Here is a 23,786-nt window from a genome sequence, read left to right as displayed (position 1 = left end):
GTTGACAAAATCGGATATTTATGATAAAAAAGGGATTTTTAATCAACCCAATTTTTAGCCCTACTGATGGCGCGTGTCCACATAATAAAATGATCGCGCGCCTGTGCGGAGCCTCCTCCGGGTTCAAATATGCGATCGACTTGGCGGCGAGAAATCAAATCCTGGTAACTATCCCAAAAACCGATCGCCAAACCCGCACCAAAAGCGGCCCCTTGGGCGGTAGCATCCAAAATGGCGGGACGTTCGACAGGAATACCCAACAAATCGGCTTGAAACTGCATCAAAAAATTATTTCGGGAAGCGCCGCCATCAACCTTCAGCAGAGAAATAGAAGTTTGACAATCCTTATTCATAGCTTCCACGACCTCACCGACTTGATAAGCGATCGACTCCAAAACCGATCGCACCAAATGTTGTCGCTGTACACCGCCAGTAATACCCATAAAAGCACCCCTAGCACTCATATCCCAGTGAGGGGCTCCCAAACCGCTGAGGGCTGGCACAAAATAAACTCCATTAGTATCATGAACCTGGCGACACAATCCCTCAGTTTCCGCCGCCGAATCAATCAATTTAATTCCATCTCGCAGCCATTGAATACAAGCGCCGGTGGTAAACATAGCCCCCTCCAGGGCATAATTTGCCGAAATCGGGCGGTCTCCCTGCTGTTGAGTCCATGCCATAGTAGACAAAAGTTGATTATGCGATCGCGTCAAAATCTCCCCAGTCTGAGAAATCAAAAAACATCCCGTCCCATAGGTACATTTCAACATCCCCGGCTGGTCGCAACCGTGAGCAAATAAAGCAGCCTGCTGGTCTCCCAAAATAGCCGTAATCGGAATTTCCACCCCCAATAGATTCGGGTCAGTTTTACCAAAAAAGCCGATACTGGGTTTAATTTCCGGCATGATATGGCGAGGAATACCAAACAAATCTAGCAAAACCGGACCCCAATCACCCCGATCCAAATTCATTAACATAGTGCGGCTGGCGTTGCTGTGGTCTGTAGCGTGAACCTTTCCCCCCGTAAGTTTCCATAGCGCCCAGGTATCCACAGTTCCGGCTAAGACATTATCCAAATTAACATGGGGCTTTTCTCGTTTTACCCAGTCAAGTAACCAAGCCAATTTAGTTGCCGAAAAATAGGCATCAACCACCAATCCTGTGCGTTCTTGAATTTCCTCAGCCTTTCCTTGCTCGGCTAATTCTCGGCATTTAGCAGCCGTGCGGCGATCCTGCCAAACGATCGCATTATGAAGAGGCTCTCCCGTCGTCTTATCCCACAACATACAGGTTTCGCGCTGCACCGTCAAACCAATAGCTTGCACTTGGGTCGGAGAAATCCCCGTATCCCGAAATACCCGTTGCATCATCTCTGACGTATCTTCCCAAATCTGTTGCGGGTCATGTTCCAACCAACCAGGTTGAGGATAATGTTGTGTAAGTTCTTTATAAGCCTGACCTGCGATGGAACCTTCAGCATTAAACAAAATCGCCCGATTGCCTGTTGTGCCTAAATCCAGGGCTAAAATATATTGAGTATTTAATGTAGTCATGAGCATTTCTTTGAAAAAACTTACGAAACTAGCACGATCATTTGAAAGCCCCATTGCTTCAGCGCGGGGATGAAAAACAACGGCGACTTTAGTCGCCTTAGGCTAGATGTGCTAACATCACAGCATGATTGTACTTGAGTTTAAGGCAAAAACCAAACCGCTACCAGCTTTAGCCATAGACGAGGCTATTCGGACGGCTCAATTCATCCGTAACAAAGCCTTGCGCTATTGGATGGATAACCAAGGGGTTGGCAGGTACGACCTCAGCCGACTCTGTAAAGAGTTAGCTGAGGAATTTCCTTTTGCCAGAAAACTCAACTCGATGGCTCGTCAAGCGGCAGGAGAACGCGCTTGGAATGCAATTAGCCGGTTCTTTGAGAACTGTAGGAAAGGCATCAAGCCAGTAGGGTATCCTAAGTTTAAGAAACACTCTCGTTCAGTAGAGTACAAAACCTCTGGCTGGAAGCTACTTGAACCTAAGCGTATTAAGTTTACAGATGGTTTTGCTATCGGCGAGTTGCGCTTGATTGGTAGCTATGATTTAGCCCATTATGACGAATCACAAATTAAGCGGGTTCGGCTAGTCCGTCGGGCGGATGGGTACTATGTTCAGTTCTGCATCAAAGCAGATTGTCGAGTGCAGACAAAACCCAGTCAAAAAGCTATTGGGATAGATATGGGACTGCGATATTTCATAGCCACCAGTGATGGCAGTGTAATAGAGGCACCTCAGTTCTACAGAAAAGCTGAAAAGCAGCTTAATCGTGCGAATAGGCGGAAATCTCGAAAGTTTCGTAAAGGAGCAAAACCTCAGTCCCAGAACTATCACAAGGCTAGGAATCGGTATGCTCGCGAGCATTTGAGAGCATGATTTAATCTCAAATTAGGTTAACATTTTACGGCAATACGGTATAATACCAAGTATGGTGCGAGACCTTCGGGTATGAAATAGAGCTGAAATGGGCGTGGGGACTACCCGGTGAGGACTTCAACCCCTTGGTTGATTGGGTCGCATCCCTGGCCATCCCATAACACAGCCTGATTTTTTGGCCCCCCTTCGAGACTTCCAATATGGTTGCCAAGGTGAAGCGTCTAATCAGGTCTAAGACTGCCCGCGCCATGCTGACATGGGCGCATTATCGATTCAAACTAACCCTGAGACATCAAGGGGAAATAACTGGAACCACAGTTGTAGATGTGACGGAAGAATACACCAGCAAAACCTGTACTCACTGTGGTCAGATGCATTCCCAGCTAGGTGGCTCAAAAGTGTTCCGATGTCCTGAGTGCGGGTTCACTCTACCCAGGGACTGGAACGGTGCTTTTGGAATCTTTCTAAAAGCTTTGCGGGATACCGCCTCTGTTACCTTAACCGGTAATAGTGCTATCGTCGCATTGTCCGGGAACAACCGGAAAAATGTCGCGTAAATGTATCAGTTTCCAATATAGTCAGTGTTAATGCCATAATGAAACCGCCGGCCGTTATCAGGGTTCAATACTCCTATCGTCGTCCTCACACATGATCATGCTGATGAATAGATTACCCAAACACCTACAACTGCTATTGTGGAAACAGTCCGTGTCTGGCTGTAGTTCTGGTAGCCCCAAAATTACCCATGTACTGGGAGTTATAATAGCGATCGCCATCTTTCCATTTTTATCTACTGGGGGTATCTTCAGCCCGTATCCAGGTAACGCCCAAAGTCCCAGAGGTTCTGGTCAAGCCATGACTGTCCGTTCCGATATACAGGAAGCCGATGCTAACACCGGAATTGTCACCGCTAGGGGAAACGTACAAATAGACTACCCCGCCCGTCAAATTCAAGCCACCGCCGCCCAAGCCCAATACTTCAGCCAGGAACGTCGCATCATCCTGAGCGGGAATGTTTTAGTTTTACAAAATGGCAACACTATCCGAGGAGAAACCGTCACCTATCTAATTGATGAAGGGCGATTTATCGCCACTCCCCGCCAAGGCGGACAGGTCGAGTCAATTTATCTGCTTCCCGACAACACCAGCGAGCAAAACAACGCTGCCGCTCAACCATTTAACCCCTTACCCGCCTTTCAAACCCCTTTAGGTTCCCCGTAGAATTCAACCTGATGGGTAATCAGGAATATAATCAGGAATATATTTCTGTTGCCTGTAATCTCTGTTGTCCGTTGCCTGATATAACTATCTATATCACCGTTAACAGCCGTCGCGCTATACTCAAATTTTGTCAAACAGCAATGAAAATCGTGCTGGAAAACATCCATAAGTCCTATGGAAAGCGCACTATTGTTAGTCGCGTGAATTTATCTATCTCCCAGGGAGAAATTGTTGGTTTACTGGGTCCGAATGGTGCCGGAAAAACCACCACCTTCTATATAGCCACTGGATTAGAAAAGCCGACCCAGGGGCGTATTTATCTTGACGATCGCAATATTACCCACCTACCGATACACAAACGGGCTAGACTAGGTATAGGGTATTTAGCCCAAGAAGCCAGTATTTTCCGACATCTAAGTGTCCGCGACAATATTCTGTTAATTCTCCAACAAACCCGTGTCCCCCGCCGTCTATGGGAACATAGGCTTAACAGTCTCTTGCAGGATTTTCGGTTAGAAAAAGTCGCTAACAACTTAGGCGTGCAAGTTTCCGGGGGTGAAAGACGCAGGACAGAATTAGCCCGCGCCTTAGCATCAGGGCCATTACCGCCCCATTTTTTGCTATTGGACGAACCCTTTGCGGGAGTTGACCCGATCGCCGTATCAGAGATGCAAGCCATTGTCGCCGATTTACGCGATCGGAATATGGGCATTTTAATTACCGATCATAATGTTCGCGAAACCCTCGCCATTACCGATCGCGCCTATATCATGAGAGACGGACAGATTTTTGCATCAGGGGTAGCAGAAGAACTTTACAACAATCCCCTAGTGCGACAGTATTACCTTGGCGATAGTTTTCAATTATGAAATTAAGCATTACCAAGTCTACACCTTCAACTCGATGGCTACTACCCAACCTATCGGTGTTAGATCGCTACATCATCCAAGAATTGATACCTCCCTTTATCTTTGGGGTAGGATTATTTACCTCAGTTGCTGTCACCGTCGGGACTGTATTTGAATTAGTCCGCCGCGTAGCAGAATCGGGACTTCCGGTCAGTGTAGCTTTTCAGGTATTCCTGTTAAAAATGCCTGATTTTATGGTCCTCGCCTTTCCCATGTCAATGATTTTAACCACATTGATGGTGTATGGGCGACTGTCTAGCGATAGTGAATTAATTGCCATTCGCAGTTGTGGCATTAGTCTTTATCGCCTCGTAATTCCCGCAATTATTTTTAGTTTTTTCGTCACCGGGATGACTTTCGCCTTTAATGAAATAATCGTACCAGCCGCCAACTTTCAGGCTACAATTACCCTGCAAAAATCTCTCAATGAAGACGCACTAAATATCAGGTCAACTAACATCTTTTTCCCAGAATATGAAAGGGTAAGCGTCGAGGGTACTAACCGCCGCGTTAACGTTTTAAGGCGGCTTTTTTATGCCGAAGAATTTGCCGATGGCAAAATGTCAGGAGTCACCATTTTAGATCGTTCCCGCGCCGGAATCACCCAAATTATTTCATCAAGAACCGCCATTTGGAACCCCGAAGAAAGCACCTGGGATTTCTATAACGGCACCGTTTATATTGTAGACCCAGATGGTTCTTATCGTAATATTGCCCGCTTCGACCATAAACAATTATATCTTTCCCGTGTTCCCCTAGACTTAGCCAGCCAAGACCGCGACTATGGGGAAATGAATATCGCCCAAACCAAAGAATACCTAGAATTGATGAAACTCAGTGGCGATCAAGCCAAAATCCTCAAAACCAAAGTACGCATTCAACAAAAATACGCCCTTCCCTTTGTCTGTGTGGTGTTTGGACTGCTGGGGTCTTCCCTCGGTTCTCGTCCAGGACGCACCAACCGCGCCACCAGCTTCGGAATCAGCGTTATGATTATATTTGCCTATTATTTACTCTCTTTTATCACCGGTGCAATGGGCCAGAAAGGAATTCTTAGCCCGTTTATGGCAGCTTGGCTACCAACAATGTTGGGTTTAGGAGTATCTGGCTTTTTGTTGTACCGGAGTGCGGATTGACACTCCCCACTAAAGGCGTGCGGATTCCACATTCACAGACTCGCCGTTAGACAGCAGACTGGCGCCAACCGCCCAAGAGGACAAATCTCCTGAGCGCGTGAGTTCCGGTATGCCCTACCGTACTGAGTCCTAACTTGAAAATGTTGATAGCGGCATTGATATCTCTGTCGCACTAATCGCACTCGCTTAATTTGCTTGATGTCATAGTAATTAAGGTCGTAAGTTCCCTTGAGCTTCAGAGTTCCGATTCCTTTCCGGTCTGAGAAGGTAATCGCTTTTCGAGTCTCTGACAGCTTCCACCCAGATGATTTGTATTCAACTGAACGGCAATTCTTTTTAAATTTAGGGAAACCTTTTTTACCCTTAATGTTCTTCTTGCAGTTGTCGTAAAATCGGGCTATGGCAGACCAAGAACGTTCCGCAGCCGATTGTCTAGCCATTGAGTTGAGTTCATTGGCAAAAGGAAACTCAGCCGCCAATACTGCACAATATTTATTCAATGCGTACTTGTCTACCTTGATGTCTTTGTTGTCCATCCAGTAGCGCAAGCACTTGTTTTGAATAAATTGGCTAGTACGAATGGCTTCGTCTATGGCTTGATATTGCTTGTCTTTCCCTTTGACTTTGAACTCGTATACAATCATGGCATGAACCATTTGCAAGTTACCTTATCTTAGCACACGCATAAAGTCGTCCTATAAGGACGAGGTTAATGACCCAATTTTTTGATAATTAATCAATGACCACAACTCCCAATTTTGTTACCTCCCAGATTACCATTCGTCCCTACCGCGATCGCGACTGGCAACAAGTCTGTCAAGTTCACGATCGCGCCCAACCCGCCGAATTTGCCGGTTCTTGTGATTTAAGAGGGATGCGACCCCTGTCAGAAAATCCCTATATCGCCCGTATTTTCCCCCTCTGTCGCAAGTTTGTCGCCTGTGATGGCAAAAAAGTCATTGGGATTATGGCAATCTACCAAGGCTATATTATCCTGTTGTACATCGATCCAGATTATCAACACCAAGGTATCGGATGCCGTCTTTTGCGTTTGGCGATTAATTTAATCGGTTCCCCAGCCTGGACTATTGTCATGGCGGGGAATAAAAACGCCATTCGGTTTTATGAAAAAGCCGGATTTGTCAAAGTCGAAACCTTTGAAAATACTGTTTCTGGCTATCCCTGTACCTTTGTCCGTATGAAACGCTAAACCCGCCGGTCCGCAGTTAACTTCTATCCTACCCTTAACGATTCAATGCTATGCAATATCCATCCCCAACCGTAAATATTCCCCCCTATACTTGGAATCGTCCCATAGGCCTAGGATGGGAAAAACCCTATACAGTACGCTACCCTAGTAATTTAGATGATGGTCCCTTTCATGGAATGCCTCTAGGGGGTTTTGGCGCGGGTTGCATTGGTCGGTCTCATCGGGGAGACTTTAATCTATGGCATCTTGATGGTGGGGAACATATCTTTCGCCCCCTTCCTGGCTGTCAATTTAGCGTTTTTGAGGAAATCGACGGTAAACGACAAGCCTACGCCCTATCTACCCAGCCTCCCCAAGATGGTAGCTTATCAGCATGGAGTTGGTATCCTACTTCCGATCAACATACCCAAACCGGAACCTATTACGCCCTTTACCCCCGCAGTTGGTTTGTTTATGAAAACGTCTTTCAAACTCAATTAACCTGTGAACAGTTTTCCCCAGTGTGGGGGGGAAATTACCAAGAAACCAGTTATCCTATTGCTGTCTTTGAGTGGATAGCCCACAACCCGACCGATAAACTAATTATCCTCAGTATTTTATTAACCTGGGAAAATACTATCGGCTGGTTTACCAATAGTTTAGAAAACCCCACGGTCAAGGTCCGCGATGATGGTAGTCCCGTCTATGAATATCAGCCCCGCTGGGGAGATAGTCAGGATAATTTGAATCGCTTTGTCGAAGACTTCCACCGTGTTGGTTGTGTGATGACTCGCTTGAATATTAATGACCAACCGAGAGAAGGGGAGGGTCAAATAGCGATCGCCACTATTTCTAACCCCGCCGTTGAGGTATATTATCACAATCGCTGGAACCCTAACGGTAATGGTTACGATATTTGGGAATATTTTTCTAAGGATGGGTCCCTGATTGATATACAGGATGACAGACCCGCCGTTGAAGGTGAAAGAATTGGCGCGGCTTTGGCGGTCCGCTGTATCCTCAGACCCGGAAAAATTCGCAAAATTCCCTTTTTTATCGCCTGGGATTTACCCGTGTGTGAGTTTGAGGCGGGAGTTAGTTACTACCGCCACTATACCGATTTTTTTGGGCGCAATGGTCGTAACGCTTGGTCAATGATTCGGACAGCTATGAAGCATTCCGACACCTGGCGTGAGAATATTGAAGCATGGCAAAATCCAATTCTCAATCGCCAAGATTTACCCCCTTGGTTCAAAATGGCTTTGTTTAATGAACTTTATCTACTGACGGACGGGGGGAGTCTATGGACGGCTACAGATGAGGATCAACCTTGGGGACGGTTTGCTGTCCTCGAATGCTTGGATTATCGTTGGTATGAAAGTCTCGATGTGCGCCTGTATGGGTCCTTTGGCTTGTTGATGTCCTGGCCAGAATTGGAAAAATCGGTGATACGGACTTTTGCTAAGGCGATCGCTACTGCTGATCATACCCCCAGAATTATTGGTTATAATCAAGCCTCAGCTATTCGGAAAGCGGCTGGGGCGACTCCCCATGACTTGGGGGCCCCTAATGAACATCCCTGGGAAAAGACTAACTACACCAGTTATCAGGATTGCAATTTGTGGAAAGATTTACCCTGTGATTTTGTCTTGCAGGTCTATCGCGATTATCTGTTGACAGGGGCTGATGATATTCAGTTTTTGGTAGAATGTTGGCCGGCGATCGTCGAAACTCTCGATTATCTCAAAACCTTCGATCGCGATCAAGATGGTATCCCAGAAAATGGCGGCGCACCAGATCAGACTTTTGATGATTGGCGACTGGTGGGGATTAGCGCCTATTGTGGGGGGTTATGGTTAGCCGCTTTGGAAGCCGCTATTGAGATCGCAAATATCCTACTTTCCCATAATCGTGATCTCACTCCAGATACTACTAAGGCGATCGCTACCTGGACTAATTGGCTAGAGACCGCTAAACCTCTTTATGACCAAACTCTCTGGAATGGTAGCTACTACAATCTCGACAGTCAGAGTGGATCTGATGTCGTCATGGCTGATCAACTTTGTGGTCAGTTTTATGCCGCTTTATTAGGTTTGCCCGATATTGTCCCGCCACATCGCGCACAAGTGGCGCTACAAACCATTTATCAAGCCTGCTTCCAGAATTTTCATAATGGCAAGTTTGGAGCCGCTAACGGTGTCAGAACTACCGGAGAACCCATGAATCCTAACGATACCCACCCCCTAGAGGTATGGACTGGGATTAATTTCGGTCTGGGCGCTTTCTTTATTCAAATGGGGATGAAAGAAGAGGCTTTTCAACTCGCCGAAGCCGTGATCACTCAAGTATATCAAAACGGCCTCCAGTTCCGCACCCCAGAAGCTATTACCGCCGCCGGAACTTTCCGCGCTAGTCACTATCTCCGCGCTATGGCAATTTGGGCTATGTATTATCAAATACAACACCCCTAGTTAATTATTCTGGTGCGTCAGCCATCCAACTATTTGTGGCCATCATGATGATTCTATCTGACGCACCCTACCCCCTACCCATGTCTAATCATGATTACTGTGGTCGTCTGACCCACCAAGGGTGTTAATTATTCTGGTGCGTCAGCCATCCAACTATTTTGTGGCGTTATGGTCGAAAGGGAAGTCGCCTTCCCCAACTCCAATTCAAAACCGTGCTTGATACTTTCACATCACACGGCTCCTGATGTGGATACCCCTTTTGACATCGGGAACAGGGTAACAACTTCCTGCTTTGTGACTTCAACTTTTAGAGCTATAGCAAAAAACAGAAAAGTTAGGACGTATAATGGCAAGGATATCTACAGAAGACCCAAAATGCCAGCCCCCTACAGTTACGACCTTAGACAAAAAGTTATTAATGCAATTGAACTAGACGGTATACCCAAAACCGAAGCCAGTCAAGTTTTCCATGTCAGCCGGAACACCATCAATCTCTGGCTGCAAAGAAAAGAACACACCGGCGACTTCCTCCCTAAACCTAATCGCCCACCTGGTCATAGCCACCAAATTACCGACTGGCAGAAATTCCAGGCTTTTGCCCAAGAGCATGGCCACAAAACCTCCGCTCAAATGGCTCAACTTTGGGATGACGACATCTCTCCTCGCACCATATCCAGAGCCTTGAAGAAAATTGGCTTCACCAGAAAAAAAACTTACGGCTACCAAGAACGTGATGAGCAACAGCGAGAGGAGTTTATTGCTCAGATTCAACATATGGAGCCGGAAGGGTTGGTTTACCTCGATGAAGCTGGCATGAATAGTCAAGACTCGGATTATCCTTATGGTTACTGCGAGGAAGGACAACGCTTCGGTGCCCTCAAATCCGGGAAGAGGCAGGGCAGGGTGAGCTATATGGCCGCATGGTGTCATCAACAACTCTTAGCCCCCTTTACCTTTGAGGGTTGTTGTAATCGGACAGTGTTTGAGTTGTGGCTGGAGTTCATCTTAATTCCAACATTGAAGCCAGGTCAAACTCTGGTAGGGGTCGAAAGGGAAGTCGCCTTCCCCAACTCCCATTCAAAACCGTGCTTGATACTTTCGCATCACACGGCTCCTGATGTGGACACCCTATTTGTCATTAGGAACAGGGTGACAAATCCCTGCTTTTGTGACTTCAACTTTAGGAAGCTATATACAACACGTAGTCTTTAAACTCGCTCACGTCATGCACTTTTATAGCACCAGACAGGAAAGTTAGGACGTATAATGGAGAGGACGAGATGACTAAGAAGAACAAAAATGCCAGCCCCCTATAGTTACGACCTCAGACAAAAAGTTATTGATGCAATTGCACTAGACGGTATGCCCAAAACAGAAGCCAGTCAAGTTTTCCATGTCAGCCGGAACACCATTAATCTCTGGCTGCAAAGAAAAGCACAGACCGGAGACTTCCTCCCTAAACCTAATCACCCACCTGGCAATAACCACAAAATTACCGACTGGCAGAAATTCCAGGCTTTTGCCCAAGAGCATGGCCACAAAACCTCCGCTCAAATGGCTCAACTTTGGGATGACGACATCTCTCCTCGCACCATATCCAGAGCCTTGAAGAAAATTGGCTTCACCAGAAAAAAAACTTACGGCTACCAAGAAGGTGATCAGCAACAGCGAGAGGAGTTTATTGCTCAGATTGAACAGATGGAGCGACAAGAAGTGGTCTACCTCGATGAAGCTGGCATGAATAGTCAAGACTCGGATTATCCTTATGGTTACTGCGAGGAAGGACAACGCTTCGGTGCCCTCAAATCCGGGAAGAGGCAGGGCAGGGTGAGCTATATGGCCGCATGGTGTCATCAACAACTCTTAGCCCCCTTTACCTTTGAGGGTTGTTGTAATCGGACAGTGTTTGAGTTGTGGCTGGAGTTCATCTTAATTCCAACATTGAAGCCAGGTCAAACTCTGGTAGGGGTCGAAAGGGAAGTCGCCTTCCCCAACTCCCATTCAAAACCGTGCTTGATACTTTCGCATCACACGGCTCCTGATGTGGACACCCTATTTGTCATTAGGAACAGGGTGACAAATCCCTGCTTTTGTGACTTCAACTTTAGGAAGCTATATACAACACGTAGTCTTTAAACTCGCTCACGTCATGCACTTTTACATCATCGCAGTCTCTATATCCACACCGTGACTAGTGGGCATATCCCAACCATTACAGTTAGGCATTGGCTTTTAGTCACATCCTTTCCCCTTATGGGGTTAGGGGTCGAGAGTGAAGTCACCTTCACCCTCTCCCATTCAGAACCGTGCTTGATAGTTTCCCATCACACGGCTCCTGGTGTGGATACCCTATTTGTCAAAGGAGCAGAATCAAGAGACCTGCTTTCTACTTCGATGTTCAGAGCTATATGCACCACGTAGTCTTTAAACTCGTCCTCGCCATTATACTCTTACTGACCGCAGTATCTATATCCCCACCGTGACCTGTGGGCATATCCCCACCATGACAATTGGGCTTTAGCTTCTGGTCACATCCTTCACCCTCTAAGCATGCGCTTACATTTTTCACTACTGCCTTGTGAATAGCATTACTCACTGGTTTATAGGCAGAGCGTTAGAGGGGTTACAACGTTCCGATTATATGGGCATTCCATCGTTAGATTTGTCCTCTCCGCCGGGGTACTTTTAAAGGTCTGTATAGGTAGTCGCACGAACCCCCTACTTTTCCCCTTGCCCTTTTGAGCGCAGCGTGTCAACCTATTTCGCTGCTAGTGTATTACGATGGTTCAAGTCGGACATTCGGTCTTGCTAATCATAGATGGTTGGCAGTGGTCGCGTCTTGGTAGTAGGTTCTACCTCACGCCTTCCGTTCCCCGCTTCAATCCTGGAGTTATGATTTCCAAAACTGGGGGTGGCTATCGCCGTTACTCTCTACTCCCTGATTTCTCAGTTCGTTTATGACCTTGAGTTCCCTGCCTTGCTTAGTTCCCTAAGCGTCGGGACATATAACCAGTTATGAGGATGGTCAGGAGAGGTCTCCTTATATCCAGATTCGGAGCTGGAATCCTCACCGGGTAGTTATTTCGGGCATTTCAGCCCTATTTCATACCCGAACGTCTCGCACCATGCGCTTACACTTTTCACTACTCTACGAGATGTGCTCGCAGAGAGCCTAATAGGGGTTTAAACGTTCCGTATATATGGGCATTCCATCTTTAGATTTGTCCTATCCACCGGGGTACTTATAAAGGTCTGTACAGGTAACCGTTTCAATTCCCTGTTTTTCCCCTTGCCCTTTTGGGCGCAGCGTGTCAACATATTTCGCTGCCCATTGTTAACGATGGTTCAAGCCAGACATTCGGTTTCCCTAATCTCCTGGATGGTTGGCAGTGGTCGCCTTTAGTAGTATGTTCTATAGCACAAGACAGAACACTTAGGACGTATAATGGAGAGGACGAGATGACTAAGAAGACCCAAAATGCCAGCCCCCTATAGTTACGACCTCAGACAAAAAGTTATTGATGCCATTGAACTAGACGGTATGCCCAAAACAGAAGCCAGTCAAGTTTTCCATGTCAGCAGGAACACCATTAATCTCTGGCTGCAAAGAAAAGCACAGACCGGAGACTTCCTCCCTAAACCTCATCACCGACCTGGCAATAACCACAAAATTACCGACTGGCAAAAATTCAAGGCTTTTGCCCAAGAGCATGGCCACAAAACCTCCGCTCACATGGCTGAACTTTGGGATGACGACATCTCTCCTCGCGCCATATCCAGAGCCTTGAAGAAAATTGGCTTCACCAGAAAAAAAAACTTACGGCTACCAAGAACGTTGGAAGCAACAGCGAGAGGAGTTTATGGCTCAGATTGAACAGATGGAGCCGGAAGAAGTGGTCTACCTCGATGAAGCCGGCATGAATAGTCAGGACTCGGATTACCCCTATGGTTACTGCGAGGAAGGAAAACGCTTCCATGCACTCAAATCAGGGAAGAGGCAGGGCAGGGTAAGTATGATAGCCGCATGGTGTCATCAACAACTCTTAGCTCCCTTTAGCTTTGAGGGTTGTTGTAATCGGACAGTGTTTGAGTTGTGGTTGGAGTTCATCTTAATTCCAACATTGAAGCCAGGTCAGACTCTAGTATTGGACAATGCAACGTTTCATAAAGGGGGGCGGATTGCTGAACTGGTGGAGGCAGCTCAATGCCGTTTACTCTATCTACCACCTTATTCGCCAGACCTCAACAAGATAGAGAAATGTTGGTCGTGGCTGAAAGCCCGTATTCGCCACTGCATTGAGCAGTTTGATTCTCTCCATGATGCCATGGATTCCGTTCTCAAAGCTGCGTCCTAACCACCTTGACTAATGCTATACATCACGTCTTCCGTTCCCCGCTTCAATCCTGGGTTTGTGATTCCCAAAACTGGGGGTGGCTACCGCCTTTACTCTTTCCCATAATCGCCCCAAGTGAGTTTAATACTCCTCCTAAGTATACTTGGACGGTATATTGCTATTTCTTAAAATGGGATTGACCTTGAGTTTCCTGCCTTGCTCGTTTTAGACCGAGCGTCGGAACATATAGCACCAGACAGGAAAGTTAGGACGTATAATGGAGAGGACGAGATGACTAAGAAGACCAAAAATGCCAGCCCCCTACAGTTACGACCTTAGACAAAAAGTTATCAATGCAATTGAACTAGACGGTATGTCCAAAACCAAAGCCAGTCAAGTTTTCCATGTCAGCCGGAACACCATCAATCTCTGGCTGCAAAGAAAAGAACACACCGGCGACTTCCTCCCTAAACCTAATCGCCCACCTGGTCATAGCCACCAAATTACCGACTGGCACAAATTCAAGGCTTTTGCCCAAGAGCATGGCCACAAAACCTCCGCTCAAATGGCTGAACTTTGGGATGACGACATCTCTCCTCGCACCATATCCAGAGCCTTGAAGAAAATTGGCTTCACCAGAAAAAAAACTTACGGCTACCAAGAACGTTGGAAGCAACAGCGAGAGGAGTTTATGGCTCAGATTGAACAGATGGAGCCACAAGAAGTGGTCTACCTCGATGAAGCCGGCATGAATAGTCAGGACTCGGATTACCCTTATGGTTACTGCGAGGAAGGAAAACGCTTCCATGCCCTCAAATCAGGGAAGAGGCAGGGCAGGGTGAGCTATATAGCCGCATGGTGTTATCAACAACTCTTAGCTCCCTTTACCTTTGAGGGTTGTTGTAATCGGACAGTGTTTGAGTTGTGGTTGGAGTTGATCTTAATTCCAACATTGAAGCCAGGTCAGACTCTAGTATTGGACAATGCAACGTTTCATAAAGGGGGGCGGATTGCTGAACTGGTGGAGGCAGCTCCATGCCGTTTACTCTATCTTCCGCCTTATTCGCCAGACCTCAACAAGATAGAGAAATGTTGTTCGTGGTTGAAAGCCCGCATTCGCCATTGTATTGAGCAGTTTGATTCTCTCCATGATGCCATGGATTCTGTTCTCAAGGCTGCGTCCTAACCGTATTGACTAGTGCTATATATACAGTTAGGGGGTAAACTGGGTCGAGTCAGTCTATCTCCCTCTAGGAGGTTATTTCAGGCATTGCAGCCTTATTTCATTCCTAAACGTCTCGCACAGTACTGGACAATGCAACGTTTCATAAAGGGGGGCGGATTGCTGAACTGGTGGAGGCGGCTCAATGCCGTTTACTCTATCTTCCGCCTTATTCGCCAGACCTCAACAAGATAGAGAAATGTTGGTCGTGGTTGAAAGCCCGCATTCGCCATTGTATTGAGCAGTTTGGTTCTTTCCATGATGCCATGGATTCTGTTCTCAAGACTGCGTCCTAACCGTATTGACTAGTGCTATATTACCATGGTTCAAGTCGGACATTCAGTTTCCTTAATCATAGATGGTTGGCAGTGGTCGAGTAGGAGGTAGGCTCCTCCACACGCCTTCCGTTCCCCGCTTCAATCCTGGGGTTATGATTCCCAAAACTGGGGGTGGCTATCGCCGTTACCCTCTGCTCTGTGATTTCTCGGTTCGCTTAGGACCTTGGGTTCCCTGCCTTGCTTAGTTCCCTAAGCGTCGGGACATGTAAACAGTTATGAGGATGGTCAGGAGTGCGCTCCTTATATCCAAATTCGGGGCTGTAATCCTCACCGGGTAGTGATTTCGGCCATTTCAGCCCTATTTCATACCCGAACGTCTCGCACCATACGCTTACATTTTTCACTACTGCCTGTGAGTAATATTGCTCACTTATTGATGGGCAGAGCATTAGAGGGGTTACAACGTTCCGTTTATACGGGCATTCCATCGTTAGATTTGTCCTATCCACCGGGGTACTTTTAAAAGTCTGTGAAGATGGTGTGTCGAAACCTCTTCTTTTCCCCTTGTTCTTTTGAACGCAGCGTATCAACCTATTTCGCTGCTTACTGATGACGGTGGTTCAAGCCAGACATTCGGTTTCCCTAATCATGGATGGTTGGCAGTGGTCGCATCTTGGTAGTGAGTTCTACCTCACGCCTTCCGTTCCCCGCTTCAATCCTGGAGTTATGATTTCCAAAACTGGGGGTGGCTAACGCCGTTACTCTCTACTCCCTGCTATATCATGGAGTCTACACTCTCCAATCAAAACAGTTTGTTTATGACCTTGAGTCCCCTGCCTTGTTTGGAAGGTTGTCTTTCCAAACGTTGGGACATATAAACAGTTATGGGGATGGTCAGGAGCGAGATCCTTATATTCAACCAAGGGGCTGAAATTCCCACCAGGAGGTTATTTCGGGTATCTCAACCCTATTTCATGCCTGAACGTCTCGCACCAACATTATCAGAAAATCATAATAATATTTAGTATTTGAGACTTACAGCCATATAGTTATCTGTTGAGAGATTATATTCTCCAGGCGATCGCTATATAAATCCCTCCTTCCAGCTATAATCTAGCTAGGCTATTATTGACAACCCAGACATCTACATCTGTAGGAAATTACCCCCATTGATGAATGTCCTAGTATCCGATAGATAATGGCTAGAGTATTTCACCATAGTAATATTTGGGAAAAAATTGATGATGAACACACCTAATTTTTTGTCAATTCAATCCTGGAAACAGTCAGAATTTTGGCTGATGGCGATCGCCGCCGGTTTAATGTCAATTCACCTCACCCTAATTTATCATCGTAATAACGTCAGTTTTTTGGCACTAAGTATCATGTTTTGGCTATCTGCATCTTCCTTGGTATGGGAGAAAATCCAGGAATTAGCAAAGCAAACCAGCAGCCCCTGGGCCACCTTATTAGGGATGCTAATAATTGCCATAGTGTTGCTAAAAAGCGCTACCCGTCCTACTTCTAACTGGTTAGGGATTTCGCCATTTATATCAGCCCTGGGCTGGACACTAATAGCTTCCGGTTTTAGTGGCTTTCGGGAATACTGGCGGGAACTAACAATCTTATTTTTTCTGGGTGTTCCCAAAGTATTTATTTGGCCGTTAGTAGATATTTCAGGTATTACCGCTAAATTTGCCGCCTTAATTTTATGGTACGCTGGGGCTGATGTTTCTCTGGATAAATTTAACGTCATGCTACCGGAGGGAGGAGTGAGTGTCAATATGGGATGTTCCGGGTTAGAAGGAATGTTTTACCTGTTAGGATTATCAGTGCTATTTCTGGTGATGTTTCCCCTAGAGGTACTCTGGAAAAAAATTATTATTCCCGTGGTAGCAGTATTAATTAGTTTTGTAGTCAATGGATTTCGGATTGTCTTATTAGCTGTGCTGGCTAATGCCCAAAAACCCGAAGCAGTTGATTACTGGCACGTCGGAGAAGGTTCTCTGATATTTTCTATGATTTCGGTGGCATTGTTTGGCTGTTTTTGTTGGTTTATGATTAAACAGGATACACCACCAACTAATCAAGACACCCTCAGCCCATAAATGTTATGAAAATCTGGGAAAATTTGCGAATTTCATTACTTGTGCTAACATTTGGGGGAGTAGTTATAGTTCTAGGAAAATCAATCCTAGAGCCCCAGAAAACTACTGAACAAGTTGTCGAACTCTTTACCTTTCCGGCGATCATCCCCTTACCTGGATGGCAGCATCAGGAAAGTGAAGCACTGACAGAACCCTGGGGAAATACTTATCGTTATCAGCAGAATGATAAAATTCTACAGATAGAAATGCGATATGTTGATCATCCTCATCCCAATGAAAAACTGTTTCGCCAGTATGATCCGAGGGATGCTTCTGTTACGGCACAATTTCCGACACTAACTCGCACCAATAATACAGGTTCCTATAGCCTTTCGGTTGACAATTACCGTGTCTACCTTCGATCTTGTATTAATCCACGATCGCCTAGTGCTATCACCTACGAACAGTTCATTCAAAACCGCTATACCTATGACTTACACTTTTCCCGACTTATACCAGTTATCATGGGAGCAGAACCCCTAAGAGATCACCGATGTTTGTGGTCTCATTTATCACTGCCAATTTCCAATAATTCTTTTGAGGAAACTTACCCAATTTTAGAGGAAGTTTGGCAAGTGTGGTATCAGTGGTGGCATCCTCGTTTCCCTCGACTTGAGCGCTGATTATACCCGTTCTCAATTTACCAACTTTTAAACCTATGACTCAATCTGATGGCAAGCCTCTTAATGATAAAATAGAGGTACTTTGGAAGTTCAGCTCTAACCTGTTAAAAACTATTCCTCCCCTGCGAGCGGTTGGCTACGGGTTATTATTTTTATCAATGCTAGATTTGCTCACCATTATACTTCCTCCCCAACTTATGAACCCGGTTTGGGAGTTTCAAACTATGGGGGGGATTGTGGAAAGGTCTGCTGTTCCTCTCATTTCTCTGGTGTTTATTTTCTTTGGGGAACGCAATTTACGAGGTCGATTTGAAGAACCTTTGTTAATGTTCATGTCCTGGTTTTCCTTACTGTTAGGTGTACTATTTATTTTAATGGTTCCCCTAGGGATTTTCAACACTCTGAGAATTGAGCAACAAAGCAGTGAGCAAATTGATAGTCAAGTGGAACAACGCATCACGGATATTCAAACGGTTCAGCAGCAGTTAGAACAGACCACATCAGAAGACCAAATGCGGGAACTTATCAGCCGTCTGGATACCCAAGGACGCTCTCCTGATATTCAAAACCGGGAACAGGTGAACCAAATTAAAGAAGAGCTTTCTGGTTTTCTGTCTACTACGGCGCAAAGGACTCAAATTGAAGCAGAACAAACCCGCAGAAACCGCAGAATTACCCTCTTCAAAAATTCGGTTAAGTGGAATATAGGGGCTTTGGTTTCCGGTGTCTTATTTGTGACTATTTGGAGAGGAACAGCTTGGGCTAGGAAAAAAGTTTAAGCAGTTACTCAGCGACTATTAAACGGGGGAAGAACTAGACGATCGCATGGGTATCAACTTGGAGGAAATCCGAGAAATTAGTGCGATCGCATCTTCTTCTAAAGATTGATAATTAGAAGGGAAAGGATAACGCCCTTGTCTATCAGCTTTCAGATAAACAAAATCACAGACAGCCCGCCGGAAATTAGTCTGATTATTAATCTTTAATTGGTCTATACATACTCCGGTCAGTGTAGCTTGCTCAAAATTTGTATGGAAAGCTAAAGCATTTGACAAATTTACTTCTTCGAGGTTAGCGCGAGTTAAATTAGCATTTTCCAGGTTAGCCGACCGTAAGTCTGTACCTAATAAATTAGCACTTAATAGATTAGCTTTACACCATTTAGTTTCACTGGCGATCGCTCCCATTAATTGCGATCGGTAAAGATTTGCGCCACTAAAATCAGCACCCTGAATATCAGCACCTCGAAAATCTACACCCACCAAATGAGCATTAGTAAAATTGACATTTCGCAAGTCAGCACCTTTAAAACTTGACCCTTGCAAATAAGCCCCAGTAAAATCAGCCTCTTTCAAATAACTACCATCAAAATGAGCTTGATCACCCTCAACATTTTGGAAACTTCCCTTTAAACAATAGGCTCCTTTTAAATCCGTATCTGTGAGGTTAGTTTCTCTAAAATTAATCCCTTTGAGATACATTCCTTTGAGGTTAGCATTCATCAGATCCGGCTGTACTTCCGGGTAATCTTCTCGCCATTTGTTCCAAAATGCAACCCCTCGTCTCAAGCAGGTTAACTGTTCCTGGTTTACCACTGTTAAGCCACCCCCTAATTTAGATTCTACTGAATATTCAGGAATTTTAAAAGTTGCTAATTGGGACATACATACTACCCTCAATTTATGGGATTATTTGTAGTTATAAAACATATCTGAGGCGATCATATCATCAATTTTATTTATATAAAAATAAATTATGGATGGTTGGAGATATATATAGGGAGCCATATCAATCTAATTTCCCCTTCAGCTAAATGGTATATATACTTAATAGGTGTGGGAGTTAGTTGTTGAAGTAATTTTAAGCAATTTTCATACTTAAATTTACACTGATGAGTGTAGCACCCTAATGGCCTAGAAAACATCTACCTAGAGAATGATGATCGCCTCAGATATAATTGCTAGTATCGCTAACTTTAAATTAATCCTCACAGCCATGATTATACAGTTGTTAATATTACATTAACCACAGCACACAACCAGGTTGAACCGTAGTAACAATGGCTCAATCAGCACCCGGTAGGGATAGTGGTGACTTTTTACTAAAAAGTGGGCCTTTTTATTGACATTGCCTAAATCGATGATTAGACTGGTGTTAAATACAGAAAAACTACAGCCATATGAGGGGTGAATCACCCTACCGAGGCTGTAGTAAAAAGCGATCGCGTACCGTGCGCGTAGCAGGTACTCTCCATCGTAATTTAGTGAGGAATTTCAAGATATGGAAGCTGTTCTCATTGGTGTTATCTTACTAGGATTAATATGGCGAACGGAACCCGCTCCAGCCAAAAAACCAGCACCTCCCAAGCGATTTTATGTTGACAAGAAAATTCTCAAAAGGGTTACCACCAACAGCAAAGTCCCCGCCGACTGGGGGGATCCAGATGATGATTAGGATTGAATTTCCAGTTAATTATACCCACTTAATCATGATTAATGAGACCAGATAAAACCTCAGATATTTTGATTTTTGGCAGGGATAAATCAGCTTAATTTTGCTGTATTTGGCATCTCTAAATTGCCAATAATAATTGACATAATCAACCCGGTGGGTGAGGTATAGGGTGCAGCCCGAACCGGGTTAATGTGCAAGTATCGGTTAATTAATCATCAGAAAGTAAACTAGCTAATAATGCTTTTTGGGCGTGCATTCGGTTTTCCGCCTGGTCCCAAACCCGCGATCGCACACCTTCAATTACCCCATCAGTAATTTCCTGATCTCGATGAGCAGGTAAACAATGGAGAACGATCGCATCATCATCAGCCTTAGCTAATAGACTGTCATTCACCTGAAAAGGCATAAATAAAGGAATACGATCATCCGCCTCACTCTCCTGACCCATACTCGCCCAAACATCAGTATATAACACATGAGATTTCTGGACAGCTTCAGCGGGGTCATCGGTAATAATCACCTCAGTTTTACCAGCAGCGATCGCCTTAGCCTGTTCGACAATTTCGGGATTTGGCGGATACTGAGATGGGGTAGCAATTCTAATATTCATCCCCACCATAGCACAGCCCAAAAGCAGAGAATGAGCCATATTATTAGCCCCATCTCCCAAATAAGTTAAAGTCAGTCCAGCCATGCGATTAAAACATTCTTGAACCGTCATCAAATCTGCCAAAACTTGACAAGGATGCTCCCGATCTGTGAGAGCATTAATTACCGGAATTTCCGCATAACTAGCAAAAGTTTCCAAATCCTTTTGTTCAAAAGTCCGAATAGCGATCGCATCTAAATATCGACCCAATACCCGCGCCGTATCAACCAAAGGTTCCCCCCGACTCACCTGGGTAACACTAGGATTTAAATCAATTATATGTCCCCCCAATTGATACATAGCCACCGAGAAACTGACACGGGTGCGAGTCGAAGCCTTAGAAAACATCAACCCCAAAACCTTCCTTCGCTGTAGTTTCCGCATTCCCGACTTTAACTGAATCGCCAAAGATAAAACCGAGTGTAACTCAGCCACAGTCAAATCAGCCAAACTCAGCAAATCTCGTCCTTTTAATGATTCCATAATTGCTCCTAATTATTTGAATATGGCGATCGCCCCATCGAGCAAATCACATCCCTGCTGAACCGTCTCCACCTTAGCCAGTTGTTCCCGCAGTTCATTTGCTCCTGGGAAACCTTTAGCATACCAAGTCATGTGTTTACGAGACTGATAAATACCACGCTGACCTTTGTACACCCAAAGTGCTTGTAAATGTTCCTTCGCACATTCTAAACGTTCAACCACCGTCGGCGCTGTCTTCATCTGGCCAGTTTTCAGGAAATAATCAATTTCCCCCACCAAAAACGGATAACCCAGAGTTCCCCGAGAACACATAACTCCATCAGCGCCAGTTTCCTGTAAACACTGAACCGCCGAGGACACCGAGACAATATCCCCATTAGCAATTACTGGAATCGATACATTCTGCTTGACCCTAGCGATCCATTCCCAGTTAGCTTTCCCTGTATAACCCTGAGCGCGAGTGCGTCCGTGAATGGTCAGCATTTGCGCTCCCGCATTTTCCATGCGTTTGCTAAAATCTAGGATATTGATTTCGTCCTCATCCCAACCTAAACGAGTTTTTACAGTGATGGGAACTGATACAGCTTCGTTAAGCGATCGCACTATTTTCTCAGCGATTTCCGGTTGTCGTAACAGCGAAGAACCGCCGCCATTTTTAGTAATTTTATTCACCGGACAACCCATATTCACATCAATAGTATCCGCCCCTTCTTCCACAGCTTTTCGCGCCGCCTCCACTAAAAAATCTGGGCGACAATCAAATAATTGAATACTAATCGGGCGTTCTCCTGGGTCAATTTCCATCAGAATTGGTAACTCCCGCACATGAATAATTTGGGAAGCGTGTACCATCTCTGTATACATCATCGAATTGGGAGCATAGCGCCTCACCAAGCGCCGAAATACCAAATCTGTCACCCCTGACAGAGGCGATTGTAACACCCTACTGTTTACCTCTAATTTACCAATTTTTAGGGGTGAGGATAGCCGTTCTTTTAATTCAGCAGATAGGGCAGACATAGCAGGCAGACAATTAAGCAAATCAAACTTTCATTATACACTAATATATAATAAACTGCAATCATTCATAAATCCTTGGGGCGGTCATTTACCAGCCAGCCACAGACAACCGGGAGGGGTTTCTGTGGTAGATGAGACCCCGTGGCTCAACCCTCACTGTTATAGTTATAGGAGTCGCCATACCAGATTACAATCTAAATTGTTACAATTATATCTCTTGTGGTTTACCATACCGCCATCATTCCCTGGAACCTCTAATTAGGAGAAATTACAGATGATTCAAATGCGTAAGCGTTCAACTCCCTGGATTCAACAAAAGTCACGTTTGATTATTGCTGGAATTGGTGCTTTTGGTGCTGCTATTACCTCTTATCTAACCATACAAGCACTACAGGAAGGACCGACTAGCTGTCCTACAGAAGGCTGTGAGAGTGTCCTAGATAGTCCCTATGCGGAAGTTTTTGGCTTACCTCTGGCTTTGTTTGGCTTTCTGGCTTATGTCTATATGATTGCTATGGCGGTTATCCCACTATTGATTAGTTCAGAAACTCAGACAACTTGGCGGAAGAAAGCCGAAAATTACACCTGGCTACTGATGTTTATAGGTGGGTGTTCTATGGCGATTTTCAGTAGCTATTTGATGTATATCATGGCTTTTGAAATTCAATCTATTTGCTGGTTTTGTATCGGTTCAGCGATCGCCTCTTTCAGCCTGTTAGCATTAACTATTATTGGCCGTAATTGGGAAGATATCGGTCAACTGGTTTTTTTAGGTGTCATTGTCGCTATGGTTACTATAATTAGCACTCTGGCTATTTATGCTCCCATTAATAACCCCTCCCTCACTGATGGTAGTCAAAATTCTTACAATATCACCTCAGTTTCTAATCCAGATAATATCTCCCTAGCTCAACATTTAACTAATGTGGGTGCTGCGATGTATGGTGCTTACTGGTGTAATTTCTGTGAACAACAAAAACAGTTATTTGGTAGGCAAGCTATCAATTATCTTACCTATATTGAATGCGACCCCGCTGGAGAAAACCCTCAACCAGAGCTGTGTCAAGCTAAGGGTATTCCCGGATATCCAGCTTGGGAAATTAACGGCGAATTACATCCGGGGTTAATTTCTTTAGAACGTTTAGCCGAATTAAGCGGTTACACGGGTTCCCGTAATTTTGGGAATTCCTAAAAAAAGCAGCTTCGTCGGGTGCGTCAGAATAG

General features: G+C 45.2%; 17 protein-coding genes and 5 pseudogenes. 17 read left to right on the top strand and 5 right to left on the bottom strand.

The genetic code is table 11. From position 1 onward, the window contains the following. Window positions 1-38: 38 nt before the first annotated feature. Window positions 39-1,556, bottom strand: a complete 1,518-nt coding sequence (gene glpK, locus XZ46_RS09155; RefSeq protein ID WP_006626298.1) for a glycerol kinase GlpK — start codon at window positions 1,554-1,556, stop codon at window positions 39-41. Window positions 1,557-1,680: 124 nt separating this feature from the next. Here glpK and XZ46_RS09150 point away from each other — a divergent pair, with 124 nt between their 5' ends. The 5 genes and pseudogenes from XZ46_RS09150 to XZ46_RS09130 all read left to right on the top strand — a co-directional run bounded on the left by XZ46_RS09150 (window position 1,681) and on the right by XZ46_RS09130 (window position 5,692). Further along, the gene (locus XZ46_RS09150) at window positions 1,681-2,427 is read left to right on the top strand and encodes an RNA-guided endonuclease InsQ/TnpB family protein (protein ID WP_006626299.1); all 747 of its coding nucleotides are present in this window, start codon (window positions 1,681-1,683) and stop codon (window positions 2,425-2,427) included. 161 nt (window positions 2,428-2,588) lie between these two features. Beyond that, window positions 2,589-2,984: pseudogene (locus XZ46_RS09145) on the top strand (zinc ribbon domain-containing protein); the annotation flags it as partial. Window positions 2,985-3,075: 91 nt separating this feature from the next. Continuing rightward, the gene (locus XZ46_RS09140; protein ID WP_006626301.1) at window positions 3,076-3,648 is read left to right on the top strand and encodes an LptA/OstA family protein; all 573 of its coding nucleotides are present in this window, start codon (window positions 3,076-3,078) and stop codon (window positions 3,646-3,648) included. Window positions 3,649-3,788: 140 nt separating this feature from the next. After that, window positions 3,789-4,517, top strand: a complete 729-nt coding sequence (gene lptB, locus XZ46_RS09135) for an LPS export ABC transporter ATP-binding protein (RefSeq protein ID WP_035759721.1) — start codon at window positions 3,789-3,791, stop codon at window positions 4,515-4,517. Continuing rightward, a complete protein-coding gene (locus XZ46_RS09130; RefSeq protein WP_006626303.1) occupies window positions 4,514-5,692 on the top strand; it encodes an LptF/LptG family permease in 1,179 nt (392 codons plus the stop codon). The genes lptB and XZ46_RS09130 overlap by 4 nt, the downstream gene beginning before the upstream one ends. A 164-nt stretch (window positions 5,693-5,856) precedes the next feature. On the opposite strand, the pseudogene XZ46_RS09125 reads toward XZ46_RS09130, so the two are convergent. Further along, a pseudogene (locus XZ46_RS09125) lies at window positions 5,857-6,336 on the bottom strand (nuclease/transposase family protein); the annotation flags it as partial. A 95-nt stretch (window positions 6,337-6,431) separates the two neighbouring features. On the opposite strand from XZ46_RS09125, the gene XZ46_RS09120 reads away from it, so the two are divergent. The 10 genes and pseudogenes from XZ46_RS09120 to hpsJ-A all read left to right on the top strand — a co-directional run bounded on the left by XZ46_RS09120 (window position 6,432) and on the right by hpsJ-A (window position 18,735). After that, window positions 6,432-6,902 carry a GNAT family N-acetyltransferase gene (locus tag XZ46_RS09120; RefSeq protein WP_006626305.1) on the top strand — a complete coding sequence of 157 codons (471 nt, stop codon included), beginning with the start codon at window positions 6,432-6,434 and terminating at the stop codon, window positions 6,900-6,902. Window positions 6,903-6,952: 50 nt separating this feature from the next. Continuing rightward, on the top strand, window positions 6,953-9,352 hold the full coding sequence (locus XZ46_RS09115) for a GH116 family glycosyl hydrolase (protein WP_006626306.1): 2,400 nt from the start codon (window positions 6,953-6,955) through the stop codon (window positions 9,350-9,352). A 375-nt stretch (window positions 9,353-9,727) separates the two neighbouring features. Then, window positions 9,728-10,393, top strand: a pseudogene (locus tag XZ46_RS09110) (IS630 family transposase); the annotation flags it as partial. Between the two features lie 258 nt (window positions 10,394-10,651). Then, window positions 10,652-11,317 (top strand): annotated as a pseudogene (locus tag XZ46_RS09105) (IS630 family transposase); the annotation flags it as partial. Window positions 11,318-12,830: 1,513 nt separating this feature from the next. Next, window positions 12,831-13,707 (top strand): IS630 family transposase gene (locus tag XZ46_RS32145; RefSeq protein WP_157883434.1). Its coding sequence is split into 2 segments (ribosomal slippage): window positions 12,831-13,160 and window positions 13,162-13,707, totalling 876 coding nucleotides; the frame shifts between segments, so codons are not numbered across the junction. A 289-nt stretch (window positions 13,708-13,996) separates the two neighbouring features. Next, window positions 13,997-14,872: an IS630 family transposase gene (locus XZ46_RS09090; RefSeq protein WP_006669732.1), complete on the top strand. Its 876-nt coding sequence runs from the start codon at window positions 13,997-13,999 to the stop codon at window positions 14,870-14,872. 119 nt (window positions 14,873-14,991) lie between these two features. Continuing rightward, a pseudogene (locus tag XZ46_RS28820) lies at window positions 14,992-15,204 on the top strand (transposase); the annotation flags it as partial. 1,223 nt (window positions 15,205-16,427) lie between these two features. Further along, the gene (gene crtA / locus XZ46_RS09085) at window positions 16,428-17,294 is read left to right on the top strand and encodes a cyanoexosortase A (protein WP_006620331.1); all 867 of its coding nucleotides are present in this window, start codon (window positions 16,428-16,430) and stop codon (window positions 17,292-17,294) included. Between the two features lie 5 nt (window positions 17,295-17,299). Next, window positions 17,300-17,956, top strand: a complete 657-nt coding sequence (locus XZ46_RS09080; RefSeq protein ID WP_006669733.1) for a cyanoexosortase A system-associated protein — start codon at window positions 17,300-17,302, stop codon at window positions 17,954-17,956. 35 nt (window positions 17,957-17,991) lie between these two features. Continuing rightward, window positions 17,992-18,735: an HpsJ-like protein, cyanoexosortase A-associated gene (gene hpsJ-A, locus XZ46_RS09075; RefSeq protein WP_006620333.1), complete on the top strand. Its 744-nt coding sequence runs from the start codon at window positions 17,992-17,994 to the stop codon at window positions 18,733-18,735. Window positions 18,736-18,753: 18 nt separating this feature from the next. Here hpsJ-A and XZ46_RS09070 read toward each other — a convergent pair whose 3' ends face one another. Further along, window positions 18,754-19,620, bottom strand: a complete 867-nt coding sequence (locus XZ46_RS09070) for a pentapeptide repeat-containing protein (RefSeq protein WP_006669734.1) — start codon at window positions 19,618-19,620, stop codon at window positions 18,754-18,756. A gap of 616 nt (window positions 19,621-20,236) precedes the next feature. Between XZ46_RS09070 and XZ46_RS35320 the strand changes: the two genes are divergently transcribed. Next, window positions 20,237-20,410 carry a hypothetical protein gene (locus tag XZ46_RS35320; RefSeq protein WP_006620335.1) on the top strand — a complete coding sequence of 58 codons (174 nt, stop codon included), beginning with the start codon at window positions 20,237-20,239 and terminating at the stop codon, window positions 20,408-20,410. Window positions 20,411-20,618: 208 nt separating this feature from the next. Here XZ46_RS35320 and argF read toward each other — a convergent pair whose 3' ends face one another. After that, entirely contained in the window at window positions 20,619-21,542 is a 924-nt protein-coding gene (argF, locus tag XZ46_RS09065; RefSeq protein WP_006620336.1) for an ornithine carbamoyltransferase, read from the bottom strand. A gap of 12 nt (window positions 21,543-21,554) precedes the next feature. Then, complete coding sequence (gene dusB / locus XZ46_RS09060; protein WP_006669735.1) at window positions 21,555-22,562, bottom strand: tRNA dihydrouridine synthase DusB; 1,008 nt, start codon at window positions 22,560-22,562, stop codon at window positions 21,555-21,557. A 274-nt stretch (window positions 22,563-22,836) separates the two neighbouring features. Here dusB and XZ46_RS09055 point away from each other — a divergent pair, with 274 nt between their 5' ends. Continuing rightward, window positions 22,837-23,754: a vitamin K epoxide reductase family protein gene (locus XZ46_RS09055; RefSeq protein WP_006620338.1), complete on the top strand. Its 918-nt coding sequence runs from the start codon at window positions 22,837-22,839 to the stop codon at window positions 23,752-23,754. The last annotated feature ends 32 nt before the right edge of the window (window positions 23,755-23,786 follow it).

Origin of the sequence: Limnospira indica PCC 8005 (assembly GCF_000973065.1) — a bacterium.
Classification (GTDB): Bacteria; Cyanobacteriota; Cyanobacteriia; order Cyanobacteriales; family Microcoleaceae; genus Limnospira; species Limnospira fusiformis.
The sequence above is the reverse complement of the archived record's forward strand: the minus strand, read 5'-3'. Positions and strand labels throughout refer to the sequence as shown.